This window comes from Xenophilus sp. Marseille-Q4582 (assembly GCF_916700565.1).
Taxonomy (GTDB): Bacteria; Pseudomonadota; Gammaproteobacteria; order Burkholderiales; family Burkholderiaceae_C; genus Xenophilus.
In genome coordinates, this window is the sequence record NZ_CAKAKO010000001.1 from 71,352 (window position 1) to 85,856 (window position 14,505).

The following is a 14,505-nucleotide window of genomic DNA, read 5'->3' on the forward strand; positions in this document are numbered from 1 at the left end:
GCAACTGAGGAAATCCGCAATGAAGAATCTTCCCAAGATCCTGGTGGTGCTGGCCATCATTGCTGCCAGCCTTTACTTCGTGCATCGACTGGAGCAGTGCAGCATCGCTGGCGTACAGCCGGCCCCGGCCCCGGCCCCGGCCCCGGCCCGGCCGCCCCTGGGCCAGCCGCCGTATCTGCGCCCAGCGCCGCCCCGGCTGAGCTTGTGTACCCGGACGCCAAGGCCCGCGAGGCTCTGAAGCTCGGATACGAGGTCTATCAGGCGCACGGGGACGGAACGTACATGGTCCTGCCCCTGCCGCCAGGCACCGCGCTCAGGACAACCCTGTCCCTGCGGGCGCAAAAGCCTGGGCTCAAGTTGGAAATGGTCGATGCGCAGTGTGCGGCGCCGGTGCAAGTGCGGGCCTATCGGGCCGATCGCCGTGAACCCGTGGCGGAGCTGACTCTGGAGGCTGGCGCAAAGTCCGGACCTGTGCGCCTGCCACTCGAGGCGCTGGAAGGCCTGCCGGCGCTGCTGACCTTCGAGATGGCTGCTGAGGCACAGAACAATTGGAACTGCAATCTGGCCGCCGCCTGGGTCGAATGACTGCGCCGTCGAAAGGGGCCGGCCGGATCTTCGGGTTGGACCTCATGCGGGCGTTTGCCGTCCTGCTGGTCCTGGTGGGCCATGGTTCGGCGCACCATCAGCCGCCCGAATGGTTCGGTGGGTTCTGGCGGGCGCAGGGAACGCTCGGCGTGGAAGTCTTCTATGTGCTCAGCGGTTACCTGATCGGTGGCATCTTGTGGCGTCTGGCCAAGAAAGGGCAGCTTCACACACTGGGGGGCGTGTGGAAATTCTGGTGCCGCCGATGGGCCAGGACATTGCCGCTGTACGTGTTCTTCGTCCTTGTGTACCTGCGTTTCGACTACCTCGGCGTGGCGAAGGTCGAAGTCGCGTATCCCTACGCGTTCTTCATGCAGAACTTTGCCTGGAGCCCGCTGCCTTTCTTCACGCACGCCTGGAGCCTGGCCGTCGAAGAGTGGTTCTACTTCCTTTTCCCTCTGCTCTGTCTTCTGTTGCTGGCAGCCGGCTTCGGCGCGCGCCGTGGCCTGCTGCTGGCGTGCGGCGTGTTCGTGGTGCTCCCCCTGGCCATGAAGATGTTCCTGGCAATGGACATCCGCGACTACCGGACCTTCGATGACCAATTGCGCATGGTGGTGCTGGCTCGGCTGGATGCGATCGCCTTTGGCGTTCTCGTGGCCCTGCTGAAAGCGGAATGGCCCCCGGTGTTCGAATGCTTGCGACGCTTCGGCATGTGGCTCGTGCCGGCGCTGGTCATCGTCATGGTGTACCTCGCCCACGGCGCACCAGGGCTGATTGGCCACTACTGGGCGATGGTGCTGTTCCTTCCGCTCGTCTCCGTGTTGCTGGCGCTTGTGCTGCCTGCGGTCGAGAGCATCAGGACTTTGGGATGGCGGCCGCTGGACAGCTTCGTCCGCTACACGAGCCTCGTCTCCTATTCCCTGTACCTGGGCCACATTTGCATGCTCACGTTGACGAACGCCGCGCTCGACATGGCCGGCGTGCGCGTGGCGGGCCCGTGGCAGACGATGGCCGTGTACCTTGCCTATGCAGGCGCCTTCTATGGCTTTGCCACGCTCACCTACTTCTACGTCGAAAAGCCATTCCTGGACCTTCGCCCGCCCGAGGCCGACGCCGCTTCGGGGGCGCTGCAGCCCCCTTCGGCGCCCTTTCTTCGATGAGATAATTGATGCTTGAGCCGCGAGTGCTTGCCGAAGGCGGCGTACCCATGCGGACGGACATCCTCTGCTTTCCTCCTCCATGCCTGCGCGCCGCCAAAGCAATCTGATTGCCGTTCTCGACAAGGACCAAGCTTGGCCATGTTCGATGGCATGCGGTGATTCCTTCCGCAGGACAGGCCCTTGAACCCTCACGCCGCACATCCCACATCCTTCGGGTCACTGCTGTCCGGTCTGTGGTCTCACCGGCACCTCATCGCGCAAATGACGCGGCGAGAGATCGTGGGGCGCTACAAAGGGTCCGTCATGGGCCTGCTGTGGTCCTTCCTGAATCCCGTGCTCATGTTGGTGATCTACACCTTCGTGTTTTCGGTGGTGTTCAAAGCTCGTTGGGGCGGCACGGACGAGTCGCGCGCTCAGTTTGCAGTCATCCTCTTTGCCGGGATGATCGTCCACGCGCTCTTCTCCGACATCCTGAATCGCGCGCCGACGCTCATACTCTCGAACGCCAACTATGTGAAGAAAGTGGTGTTCCCGTTGGAAACCCTGGTGGCGGTGGCGGCAGGCTCTGCGCTGTTCCAGGCGATGGCCAGCTTGATCGTACTGATCGCTGCGATGGTCGTGCTACAGGGCGACCTGCCATGGACGGTTGTCTTCGTTCCCGTCGTCCTGGCTCCGATGCTCGTCCTGGCGATGGGGCTGGCCTGGCTGATCGCTTCGCTGGGCGTTTATCTGCGCGATGTGGGGCAAGTGGTCGCCGTCCTCACAACGGTTCTGCTCTTCCTGTCGCCCGTTTTCTTCCCTGTGAGCGCGTTGCCCGAGTTCTTCCAGCCCTGGATGCGGGCGAATCCTCTGACTTTCATCATTGAACAGACACGCAGCGTGCTCATTTTCGGACACATGCCCGATTGGCTGCATCTGGGTGCGTACCTGATCGCTGCCTCCGTGGTGGCGTGGTTGGGGTACCTGTGGTTCCAGAAAACGCGCAAGGGGTTCGCGGATGTCCTTTGAAGTGGCGAGCCGTCCTCAAGGCCTGGACGAGGCAGGGCAGGACGCGGCTGTCGGCGCCGATGCGTTGAGCCGTCTGCGCCATCAGCTTAGTGAACTGCAGCGGCGCGAGCTTCAGTGGAGCGACCGTGCGCACGAAGATGCCGTCACCTTGGCTCGTCTGCGCGTAGAACTGCACGATGAGCAGGCGCGGGTGCGCGTGATGCGCCAGCAACTCGATGAAAGTGCCACAGCCATCCAGCGGCTGCAGGCCAGTCATGCAGATGTGCAGGCGATGCGGCATCAGCTGGACGCCCTGGGGGGGCGGTTGACCGTCCTGCGCACCGCTCTGGATGAGAGCGAGCGACGGGTGTCGGCGCAGGCACGTGTGGCCGCACGTGCGCAGGCGCAGATGGATGACCTGCCGAACCGGATCAGTCAGGCGCTGGCAGCAGAACGCCAGGCGCGCGAAGCCGTTCAGGAGCAGGTGGCGCGCCACGAAGAGCGCTATCAGCAGATGCTGGCTTCCACCAGTTGGCGGCTGTCCAGTCCGATCCGGTGGGCTGGACTCCAAGTCAGACGGGCCCGGCGATTGATGCGCTTGGTGCCGGTGGCTGCAGATCGCAATGGTGGATGGATGGGCGCTTCGCGAGAGGTATACGCCGCCTGGCAAGACGCCGGCGTGACGGGCCTGCGGCGCATGGCGCTGCAGCTCGAAACCGATCCTCCGTTGATTGGCGGCTCGGCGGACGTGGTGGCCGAGCCTATGCAACCCCCCGTGGCCGACCCTCACGACTACGCCGAATGGGTGCGGCGTTATGACACCTTGGATGACGATCGGCGAAACCACCTCCGTCAGCGTGCGCAGGCTCTCCCCCGTCAGCCCCTCATTTCAGTGGTGATGCCGACCTACAACGCCAACGGGGAATGGCTGGATGCCGCCATCGAGTCCGTGCGTGCGCAGATCTACCCTCATTGGCAGCTGTGCATTGCCGACGACGCATCCCCTGATGCGCAGGCTCGGGAGCGCCTGCGCGCATGGGCTGAGCGGGATCCGCGGATACAGGTGGTATTTCGAGAGACCAACGGGCATATTTCACTGGCATCCAACAGCGCGCTGCAGCTTGCACGCGGCGATTGGGTGGCACTCATGGACCACGATGACCTGCTGGCCGAGGATGCGCTGTTTCGGGTGGCCGAGGCGCTGAACCTGAGCCCCGAACTGCGGCTCCTGTATTCGGACGAAGACAAGCTTGACGCGCAAGGGCAGCGTGTGCACCCCTACTTCAAGCCTGACTGGAACATCGACCTCTTCTATTCCCAGAACTACTTTTCGCACCTGGGGGTCTACCATGCGGCGCTGGTCAGAGAAGTAGGCGGTTTTCGCCCGGGCTTCGAGGGCTCGCAGGACTATGACCTGGCGCTGCGCTGCATCGAGCGGGTCCGCCCTGATCAGATCCATCACATCGCGCGCGTGCTCTACCACTGGCGCGTCCATGCGGACAGCACAGCCAGCTCCCAGGAGGCCAAACCCTATGCGCAACTGGCTGGCGAAAAAGCACTGAATGAGCATCTGACCCGTGCCGCCATACGGGGCCAGGCGCAATGCGATGGTCCGTTCTACCGCGTGCGTTATGCGGTCCCGGATCCGCAACCACTGGTTTCACTCATCATTCCCACGCGCGATGCGCTGGGTTTGGTGCGCCAATGCATCAACAGCATCCTCGCGAGAACCGACTACCAGAACTACGAAATCATCTTGGTGGACAACGGTTCCACCGACCCGGAGGCCGTCGCCTACTTCCGCTCGCTGGCAGAGTTGCCCGGCTTCAAGGTCATCCGTGACGAGCGCGAATTCAATTACTCGGCGCTGAACAACCTGGCGGTCAGCCACGCAAGCGGAGAGCTGGTTGGACTCATCAACAATGACGTCGAGGTGATTTCTGAAGAATGGCTGGGAGAAATGGTGTCCATCGCCCTGCAGCCCGGCGTGGGCGCGGTCGGCGCGCGCCTTTGGTATCCCGATTACACGCTGCAGCACGGCGGCGTCTTGCTGGGCGTCGGTGGGGTCGCCAACCATGCGCATCGGGCCCGGGCGCAAGGGGATCCCGGCTATTTCGGCCGTGCCCAGCTGATCCAGGGCTTCTCTGCAGTGACAGCCGCCTGCCTGCTGATCCGTAAGGCGCACTATCTTGCCGTGGGCGGGCTGAACGAGGCCGATCTCAAGGTGGCCTTCAACGACGTGGACTTCTGTCTGCGGCTGCGGCAGGCGGGGCTGCGCAACGTCTGGACCCCCTATGCGGAGCTGTTTCACCATGAATCGGCAACGCGTGGCCAAGACCAAAGTCCCGAGAAGCGGGCGCGTTTCGTGTCCGAAGTGGACTACATGATGCGCACCTGGGGCCCTCTGCTTTCGCGGGATCCTGCATACAACCCCAATCTCACCCTCGACATCCACGCCCAGGATTTCTCGCTGGCGTGGCCGCCGCGGGGGGCGTGAGACCAAGGGCGGCGTGCCTTGCCCCTCGCTCGCCCGATGTGCTTGTCGTCGGACTGCGCATCCATGGCCTCGAAGGCGCAGCGCGGTTCGGTGGCCAGGCTGAGCCTGTCCAACGCCAGGTGGCGGCTGCTTGCTGCGCATGCCTGCATGGGGCCGGGCACCGGCCCGACCGTCGTCGTGCGTTCTCGCGGATAGGCAGAAAGGACTTCTCTTGAGATCGGATGCCTTCAGTGCCGGCATGGGCCGGCCCCTGCCCTGGCGCGAGCACCTGGCCGTCTGCGTTCTGCTGGGGCTCGCATGCGCGGCGCTGCATCACGGCGCCCTGCGCGTCGGGTGGACTTTCGACGATCCTGCCCACCTGCGGATGGCGGTGACCCACTCCCCTTGGCAGTACTTCACGCAGCGCGAAGTCATGCTGCAGCAGTCCTATGCGCACGTGTCGCCCTGGAATGTCCTGTTCTACGAAATCGGCCTTCCCTGGGCGGGACTCGACGCCCGCGGCCATCATCTCCATCTGCTGGCCGTGCTCTGGGCCGCGGCGTGGGCGAGCTGGGCCTTGCTGCGGCGCGGCTGTGGGTTCGCCGCGGCGCTGACGGGCGCGCTGGTCTTTCTGGCCATGCCGGCCACGGCGGTGGTCGGGCAGATGCTCATGACCGGGCACTATGCCTACGGCCTGCTGTTCTCGGTCCTGGGCATCCATTCGTGGGCGGCGGCGCTGGAGAGGGCAGGGGCGGGCCGCCACGGGCGGGCTTCGGCATTCGCGCTGCTGGCCGCATTGCTCTACGCCCTGGCCTGCCTGTGCAAGGAGCTGTACGCCCCGCTGCCGGCGGTGTTGCTCTTCTTTCCCGCAGCCCGCGTCACCCTGCGCCAACGCATGCTGCTCCTGCTGCCTTCCGTGGGCGTGGCAGGGGCCTACCTGCTCCTGCGATGGTGGCTGTTCGATGGCGTGGGGGGGTACGCCAGCCTGAACGTCGACGAGCACGCAATGCCGCCATGGACAACCGTGCTGGAGGAACTGCGAGTGCTCCTGATGGGCGCGGGAGCGCTTGGCTGGGCCGCCTTGGCTGCATTGGTCCTGCTTCTCGGCCTGGGCGTCGCCGGCCGCCGGCCGAGACGGGCCCCGGCCGGATCGGGAGCCGTGCTCTTCTGGGGCGCCTGTGCCGTCGCGGTGCTGCTGCCCGTCGTGCCGCTGGCAAAGAGCGGCACGCTCAGCTTCGGCCATCACCGCGTCGCGCTGGCCATGGCCTGGGCGCTCGCCGTGGCCGCGGCCTGGGCGCTCCATCGTGCGCCGCGGGGCGCCTGGCTCGTTGCTGCTGCGCTTGCCGCGCTGCTCGTCATGGGCCAGCGGCATACCTCTCAGCTCATTGCCCAGTTCAGCCAGCCCAACGCCACGCAGTACGCCTTCCAGCTGGCGTCCGCCGCCCAGGACCGGCTCGTTCCACGGGATTTCCAGCGCATCTCCTATCTGAGGGACATGGCGGCGGTGATCGAGCATTGGGAAGGGCGCCCGTCGGCCACGGTGGTGGTGGACGAAGACGCGCTGGTGGCGCTGGGTCCGCTGGAGGGTGCAAGGGCTCAGGCCTGGGCTGACGAATGCCGTTGCGTGCGGCCGCTCGGAGCGGACTATCAGCAAAAGGTAAGCGATTGGCTGGAGCGCCTGTCACGAGGCCTGGGGAAACCCCTGCAAGTCGAAATCGAACTCCACAGCGCGGGGCTGCGCAAGGCCCTTCGCTGGCGGTTGAGCGGGCAGGAGGATGCGCCACGGGCATGGCTGGACGCCGTGGGCGTCGGGCGCCTGGACCTGAGCGGACCCCAAGGCACCTTCGCCTTCGGTCTGGACAACACCTTGCCCATGCCCGACCCGCTTGGATTGCGCCTGACCGTGCAGACCCGCGACGGGGCGCTGATCCGCTCGCCCGTGTTCCATCTGCCGCTCGCCGGCTCGCCCGCTCAGCATTGGAGCTCGGCCGCTGCGAGCCCTGCCTCCGCTGAGCGGGCTGAATGAAAGCGTGCGCAAACTTCTGGTCATGGTCAGCCATCGCGGCCCTGAAAGAACTGTGGCGCAAAGCAGACGCCTGAAGGTTCTCGGCGCCACGCCCCGCGTGCCTGTGTTATGCCATGTGGCACACTTGATTACGGTTCTTTCGGCGGTCATGGACATATGACCACTGGCCAGCTTGGTAAATGCAGCACCGTGTGACGCCCGTCACATGGGGGGTAGGGACCGGCGGCTAGTATCCGAACCGCTAAAACCCGGCGTTCGCGCCATTTTTTCAATCCGTACAGGAGCTTTTCAATGGCTGTTATCGACAACTATGGCCCGAACGAACAGGCGATCATCGAACTGTTCTCGGCCGTGTTCAACAAGGCCCCCACGCCTGACCTGATCGCTGGCGGCGCAGCGGCTCTGGCCGATGGCGCCACGCCCGGCCAGATCCTGGATCTGCTGTTCAACTACCCTGACGTGCCCTTCACGGGCTACAAGTCCAGCGCTCCCACCAACGCCTTCGTCACGACCCTGGTCAACAACCTGACCGCCGGCAGCAGCATCTCTGCCGAAGTCAAGGCTGCATGGGTTGCCCTGCTGGCCCCCGAAGTGGCTGCTTTCGACAGCTATGGCGACTTCGCCGCCACCGTCGTCGCACTGGTGAGCGGTGGTGACTGGGAAGAAGGTTCCGACCTGGCCGCCCTGCAAGCCAACCTGGCTGCCAAGGCTGAAACCTCGGCCGAAGCGTCCTATGACTCCACCGACACGTATGGCGGCTGGAACAGCCTGCCCTCCGCACTGGGCGGCGGCGGCGGCGAGACCCCCACCGGCCTGGAACTGACCGTTGGTCAGGACAACATCGTCGGCACCAGCGGCAACGACACCATCACGGCTTCCCTGGCTCAGAACTCCCTGGGCGCCGTGTCCAACACCTGGGATTCGGGTGACAAGATCGATGGCGGCGAAGGCTACGACGTCTTCAACGCCACGCTGACCTCCGTGGTCACGGGTGGTGTGCCCGTCGGTCCTGCCATCGACGCCAACATCAAGAACGTCGAAGAAGTCCACATTCGCGCGCAGTTCGCCAACCTGGACCTGCTGGGCAACGGCTTCAACACCATCGATGCCGAGAATGCTTCCGGTGTGCAGCAATGGTGGTCGGACAACAGCCGCTCGACCGTCATCATCGAAGACATCCGCACGCGCCCGGAGCACACGACCTTCGGCATGCGTCAGACCGACCCCATCGGCCACGATGGCTTCTTCACCTTCCGTGACGGCACTGCCGCTGGCCCGAGCCTGGTTGCCCTGTTCGACCCCGCTCAGCTGACCAACACCATCAACAACAGCAACTCCAGCCTGACGCTGCTGCTGACCAACAATGCTGATCCGGCATCCGAACTGGCAGCTTTCTCGCTGGAAGCCGTCGGCTTCACGCTGGGTGGCGTTGAATTCGTGTTGGATGGCCTGGGCAGCCCTGCGACTTATGCCGCCCTGGTGACCGCCCTGGAAGCCGCCATTGCCGCTGAGCCCGAACTGGCTGGCGTGACCGTCACGCTGAACGCCGACAACAGCATCACCCTGACCGACGTCGACCAAGGCCGCGAATTTGTGGGCCTGGGCTACGGCTGGGACGGCGGTCTGCAGCCCCCGTCGGGCCAGCTGGAATGGGATCTGGTTGTGGGCCAGCCCGTCCAGGAAGAAGTGCCGATCAAGACCAACATCATCCTCGACGACGTGGGCCGCAGCGCCCAGGGCGGCTCGGCGCTGATCGGTTCCTTCGCGGAAACCGGTGGCATCGAGCAGTTCGACGTCAAGGTGGACCGCAGCAGCTGGGTCACCAGCCTGACCTCCACCAACAATGCGCTGGAAACGGTCAACATCTCGCATCTGAACGCAGGCGCCACGAGCTACCTGTACATCGGTGACAGCACGCGTGACAACCAGTCGCCCAACGGCAACCCCGGCAGCGCAGACTACGCCACCACCACCGACGACCGCCTGACGGCCTACACCGGTGGCGGCCTGATCCCGATCAACCCCAACGCAGGTTCCTTCGGCGCTGGCCTGGTGGACGTACGTACCTTCAACGCCGCGGGCTTCGAGGGCGAATTGAAGGTGGGCGCGGCACTGACCGCCGCTTCCATCGACAAGTACCTGATCGGCGCCACCGAGCCCGTGCAGTTCACCTACACCCTGGGTGACGCAGGCTCCAACCTGTCGCTGTTCGTGGACAACGCCCTGGCGGCCGACCCCGACTTCGCGCTGGACATCATCGGCGGCCTGGGCGATGACCGTGTCAACCTGACTGGCGCCGCCACCAAGCGTGCCATCAGCATCGACGGCGGTGAAGGCTTCAACACGCTGGAAGTGGACACCTCGGTGGGCACGACGGCGGCCAACTCTTTCGAGAGCGTCACCAACATCCAGAAGCTGGTCGTGGCTGGCAATGGCGGCGCCACCATCGACTTCGATACGGGCAAGCTGGACGGCGTGGAAGAAGTGTGGGTGGCCACCGAGTCCAACGGTTCCACGACGCTGCGCGACCTGCAGGCTTCGGTCGACACGGTCTACATCAGCGGCAAGAACCAGACCCTGGGCGCCAACGCCAGCAACAACAACCAGTACCAAGGCACGGTCACCATCACCAACGCCGCAGCCGCTGCGCTGACGGTGGTGCTGGACAACACCGCGCGCCTGGACGGCCTGCTTGACGTCGACAGCCTGGTGATCGACGGTACGCCTGCCAGCGGCAACAGCGCCGTGCGCGAACTGACCATCCTGTCGGACGGTGCGCGCGACGTGGTGAACGAGATCGACGTTGTGGACGCTCTGCGCGTGAACACCTTCAATCTGGAAGGCACGCAAGATCTGACGGCTTACATTCACTCGGCATCGAACTGGACGGCACCTCTGCCGGCCGACCGCGACAGCCTCACGGTGGACGGTAGCGAACTGACGGGCGACCTGCATCTGCTGGTCAACACCAGCGTGGCTACGACCATCGACGGTACGGTGGATCGCACGAATACGTTCACCGGCACTGCTGGCGCTGATGACGTGCTGCAGTTCACGAACTTCAACGATCCTTCGCTGCTGTTTACGACGACCAACACCAAGATCACCGGCTTCGAAACCCTGGTGTTCGGTGACAACAATGGCTACAACGACGCCATTGATGGTTCCTACAGCGGTGGCGAATACACCGGTGGGGTGAACGGCAGCTTCAACAACGGTGCCACCACCGGCGTTGAAAGCTACTTCGTGGATCACTTCCACGGTGGGGCGACGGCCTATCGCGTTGGCACGGCGGGTGTGACGGACGACGATTTTGGTCTGGAACTGATCAACCTCGGCGACAACGTCAACGTGGGCGTCTTCACGGCCGATTCGTACTCGGACGGCGCTGATACGGCACTGACGCTGCGTTCGTCCGGCGTCCTGTCTGCGGTGAATGTGGACCTGACTCACACGAGCTTCACGGGCTCCACCACCTATGATCTGGGTGACTGGGCTGGCGGCGGTCTCGCTCTGGAGGTCGGCGGTTATCGCACCATCAACCTTGATCTGGATTCGGGTCGCAATGGCACTGCTTCCCTGAACTACGACTTCGATCTGGTGCTGCTGGACCGCAATGGTCTGCAAAGCAACGAGTCGAACTTCGTGTTGACGGGTGATGCCGCTGCAAATTGGGCAACGCAAGGCGTGGCTGCGCGTGAACTGATCCTGACGGGCGGCAACGCTGCTGCTCGCAATGGCGATGCATACGCGTCCGATAGCGTGCAGTTGGCTGATCTGGACGCAGCGTTGGAAGTTATCGATCTGAGCGGTTACGCCGGTCAGGTCACTGGCAACATCGACGCCGCCTACACGGGTGCGGGTGTCGTTGGCGATCCGGCTGTGACGGACGTGAAGGTGGTTCTGGGTGGCTTCGATGTCAACTGGACTGTGAACACGTCGACCGGGGTGGGCGAAGGCTACAACACCACGTTCGAGTTCACTACGACTGGTGCTGGTATCGCAGCCGGCGCGGGCACGTCGCAAGTGACCTGGACCATCAACAACTTCATTGGCGCAGACGACACCGGGGTGAACGCCAACCCGTATGGCACCATCAACAGCCATACGATTCTGGATGTGAGTGGTCTGGGCATCACGGCCTACAACCAGCTGCGTGTGACCTACGACGGTGCGGATACCTTCATCCGTTCCGAGGCTGAAACCCTGGCTGGCAACGGCTACTCGTGGGAAATCAAGCTGGCTGGTGCTGACTACTCTGAAGCTGGAGATCTGGGTATCTCTGAAAACTTCATCTTCGCCTGAGCTTCGGCTTAGTCAGCGACTGAGAAGTTCGCGGCTCCCTACACCGTCCGCTTTGGCGGGCGGTGCCTGGAAGCTGCGACAATCCAAAGCTGCTCTTCGGGGCAGCTTTTTTTTTAGAGAAGGATCCGACCATGTTCAACAACCACGTGCCGTTCAACAAGGAGCGCCATCGGGATCTGCGCTTCACGGCCAACCAGCCCTATCACTTCGCCGCGAAGGAGATGCTCATTCCCATCGTCGCCAGCGAAGTGCAGATCGCGGCGCGCGAATACACGATCGTCTTCCCGGTGGAGTCGGGCGGCGTGCCTCAGGTGCTGACGGGGGTGGAGGCCGGAGTCAATGCGTATGTCGCTCAGACGGGGCACTGGGTAGGACGCTATGTGCCGGCGCACGTGCGGCGCTACCCCTTCATTCTGGTTGATGCCCCGGCTTCGCAGCAGGCCTCGGAGTCGGGCGAGCGCAGTTATTCCCTGCATGTGGTGCCGGATGCACCTCATCTGAATTCGCCCTCGGGCGCTCTGCTGCTGAACGAGGCTGGCGAGGCTACGCCTGCGCTGGAGCAGGTCTTCAAAGCGCTCAAGAGTCTGCACCTCGACCACGAACGCACCCAACTACTCACCCAGCAAATTGAGGAAGCGGGCTTGCTGGTGGCGCAAGGCATCCAGGTCAAGAACAAGGATGGCAAGGTCAGTGGCCTGAAGGGCTTCCGCATCGTTGACTCGCGCAAGCTGGCTGAATTGGACGCGGAGACCCTGGGCCGCCTGCATCGCAGTGGCGCGCTGGCGCTGGCCTACGCGCAACTGCTGTCGCTGTCGAACCTGCGCGATGGGGTGCTGGCACGCGCCACCAAGCCAGGCGCCGCGCCGGCTGCTGGCGCTGTGCCTGCCGAGGGCGGCGAGATCAATTTCGAAGGCGTTGATTGGGCGAAACTGTTCCCCAAGAACTGAGATCGGCCGCCACCTGAGGCGGCCCGTGGACAAGGATTCCTCAATATGCTGTTTTCACACCATGAGCCGCTGGACCGCGAGAAGCATGCCGGTCTGCGCTTCTCGCCCCGGCAGACGTGGCAGTTTGCCGCCGAGGAGCTGCGGATCCCGGTCGTCTCCGGGGAGGCGCTGCTTCTGGCGCGCGAGTATGTGCTGGCTTTCCCGCTGGCGGAGGGCGGTCTTCCGCACGCGCTGACGGGCATTCGCACCAATACCTATGTGAATGCCAAGGGGCAGTGGAATGCGCGGCAGGTGCCAGTGCATGTGCGCCGCTATCCCTTCGTGCTTGCCGAGCATCCGGCCACGGCTCAGAGTTCGGAGACGCGGCGCGACTTCACCCTGCACGTGGTGCCGCAGGCACCGCATTTCGCAGCGGGTAAAGGCGTCGCGCTGTTCGGGGCTTCCGGCGCGCCTGCCCCGGTGCTGGAAGAGGTGCAGAAGCTACTCGTTCGGTTGCATGCCGACACGGAACTGACGCAGTTTCTGGTGCAGCAACTGCGCGAAGCCGGATTGCTGGTGGAGCGGGAACTGCGTCTGCAGGCGGCGGCCGGCGGGCCGGTAGCCGTGGTGCAAGGCCAGGCCCTGGTGGACGAGCAGGCGCTGGCTGCCCTGTCGCCCGAGGTGCTGCTGCGACTGCGGGACACGGGGGCGCTGGCGCTGGTACACGCTCATCGCGTGTCGCTGACCAACTTAGTGGACAGCCGCTGGGCCTGCGTCTTCGCTGATCAGCCGGTGGGCGCCAGCCACGCCCCGTTGCCCGCAGCCTCTGCGTTGCGCAGCGCCTTGGCCGGACTGTCGACGCGGCCCAAGGTGGATGCACCCGCCGATGCCGCGGGGCGGTTGCGTGCGGTGCTGGCTGGCAAGAAGTGACCTAGCCTCCCGCCGCGGCTTCCCGTGGCGCGCGCTGGCTGGCGGGTGCTGCGAACCTCAGAGGTCCACGTGTGGGCACGAATCAACCGAAGGTGTCCAGCATTCCCAGGCCAAACAAGGGGCCGTATTCACCACCCGCGTATTGAATCCAGGCGCTGGTCGTGAAGGCCAGCATGTCGGACAGTACTTCGGGTTCGAGCAGCGGCGGCACGGCTGGGTCTTCGTACACGGTCTGGAGCAGGCCGAAGTAGGCGGTCAGCGTGGCCTCGTTGCCGGCCTGCAATTCGGCCGCATGGACGTTGGTGAACTGGATGATCTCGTCCATCTCCTGGGCGTCGATGGCATTGAAGGTGCGGATCAGCGTGCCGTAGTACAGCGACTCCAGATTGGCGCCGGTCGCCGTGAAGCTGCCCAGGTGCGAGAAGCCCAGGTCGTCGGTACTGAAGGTACCGTCGGCGCTGCCGGCGTAGCGCGTGGGGTCGAAGGCCGCGTTGTAGTCAGCCAGGCTCACGCCGCTGTCGAGCACCTTGGTCCGGATTGCCTCGGTGGAGAGCGCGCCGGCCTGATCGTTGAAGCCCACCAGGTGCTGGAAGAAGGCGGGCAGGTCGCTACCTACGAGCGGCACGCCGGGGTTGCCGCCGCTGGTTCCGCCGAGCACGCTGGTGTCCAGGCCGTGAGCGGCGAAGATGCTCTGGAAGTCACCGGCACTCAGGCTGCCGCTGATTTCAGCCAGCACGTCCAGCCGCAGGCCGAAGGCCACGGCGGCATCGTAGAGTTCGGTAGGAGCGGTCGACGCGAACTGATTGACCAACGGGCGCACGTCGCCCAGGGTCAGGCCGTAGGGCGCCAGTGCGCTGATGGCTGGGCTGAGCCCGGCCTGCGCAAAGTAGCTGTTGACCAGTGACTGTTCGACGCCCAGCAGGTCAGCGATGATGTCGAACTTCAGGCCGATGCTGTCAGCGGCGGCGTAGATCGCGGCGGGGTTGTCCAGGTGGTCGACAATGACTTCGCGCGCATCATCGGCGCTGATGCCGAACTGCGCCAGGAACTGGGTCGTGTGGGGGCTGGGCATGGAATGACGCTTGGCAGAGTGGATGGAAGCATGGTTTATAG

Annotated in this window: 9 protein-coding genes; 8 read left to right on the forward strand and 1 reads right to left on the reverse strand. The window is 64.4% G+C overall.

What is annotated here, in order from left to right; genetic code table 11:
- Nucleotides 1-282: 282 nt before the first annotated feature.
- The 8 genes from LG388_RS00330 to LG388_RS00365 all read left to right on the forward strand — a co-directional run bounded on the left by LG388_RS00330 (nucleotide 283) and on the right by LG388_RS00365 (nucleotide 13,392).
- The gene (locus LG388_RS00330) at nucleotides 283-585 is read left to right on the forward strand and encodes a hypothetical protein (RefSeq protein WP_225780863.1); all 303 of its coding nucleotides are present in this window, start codon (nucleotides 283-285) and stop codon (nucleotides 583-585) included.
- Complete coding sequence (locus LG388_RS00335; RefSeq protein WP_225780864.1) at nucleotides 549-1,742, forward strand: acyltransferase; 1,194 nt, start codon at nucleotides 549-551, stop codon at nucleotides 1,740-1,742. The genes LG388_RS00330 and LG388_RS00335 overlap by 37 nt, the downstream gene beginning before the upstream one ends.
- Before the next feature lie 180 nt (nucleotides 1,743-1,922).
- Nucleotides 1,923-2,750 (forward strand): ABC transporter permease, encoded by an 828-nt coding sequence (locus LG388_RS00340; protein ID WP_225780865.1) that lies wholly within the window; start codon nucleotides 1,923-1,925, stop codon nucleotides 2,748-2,750.
- Entirely contained in the window at nucleotides 2,740-5,226 is a 2,487-nt protein-coding gene (locus LG388_RS00345; RefSeq protein WP_370630065.1) for a glycosyltransferase, read from the forward strand. The genes LG388_RS00340 and LG388_RS00345 overlap by 11 nt, the downstream gene beginning before the upstream one ends.
- Before the next feature lie 211 nt (nucleotides 5,227-5,437).
- Nucleotides 5,438-7,231 carry a hypothetical protein gene (locus tag LG388_RS00350; protein ID WP_225780866.1) on the forward strand — a complete coding sequence of 598 codons (1,794 nt, stop codon included), beginning with the start codon at nucleotides 5,438-5,440 and terminating at the stop codon, nucleotides 7,229-7,231.
- 291 nt (nucleotides 7,232-7,522) lie between these two features.
- Nucleotides 7,523-11,536 carry a hypothetical protein gene (locus LG388_RS00355; protein WP_225780867.1) on the forward strand — a complete coding sequence of 1,338 codons (4,014 nt, stop codon included), beginning with the start codon at nucleotides 7,523-7,525 and terminating at the stop codon, nucleotides 11,534-11,536.
- A 131-nt stretch (nucleotides 11,537-11,667) separates the two neighbouring features.
- Nucleotides 11,668-12,483 carry a SapC family protein gene (locus LG388_RS00360; protein WP_225780868.1) on the forward strand — a complete coding sequence of 272 codons (816 nt, stop codon included), beginning with the start codon at nucleotides 11,668-11,670 and terminating at the stop codon, nucleotides 12,481-12,483.
- Nucleotides 12,484-12,528: 45 nt separating this feature from the next.
- Nucleotides 12,529-13,392 carry a SapC family protein gene (locus LG388_RS00365; RefSeq protein WP_225780869.1) on the forward strand — a complete coding sequence of 288 codons (864 nt, stop codon included), beginning with the start codon at nucleotides 12,529-12,531 and terminating at the stop codon, nucleotides 13,390-13,392.
- An 82-nt stretch (nucleotides 13,393-13,474) separates the two neighbouring features.
- Here the strand turns inward: LG388_RS00365 and LG388_RS00370 are convergent, their stop codons facing one another.
- Complete coding sequence (locus LG388_RS00370) at nucleotides 13,475-14,464, reverse strand: hypothetical protein (RefSeq protein ID WP_225780870.1); 990 nt, start codon at nucleotides 14,462-14,464, stop codon at nucleotides 13,475-13,477.
- Nucleotides 14,465-14,505: the final 41 nt, after the last annotated feature.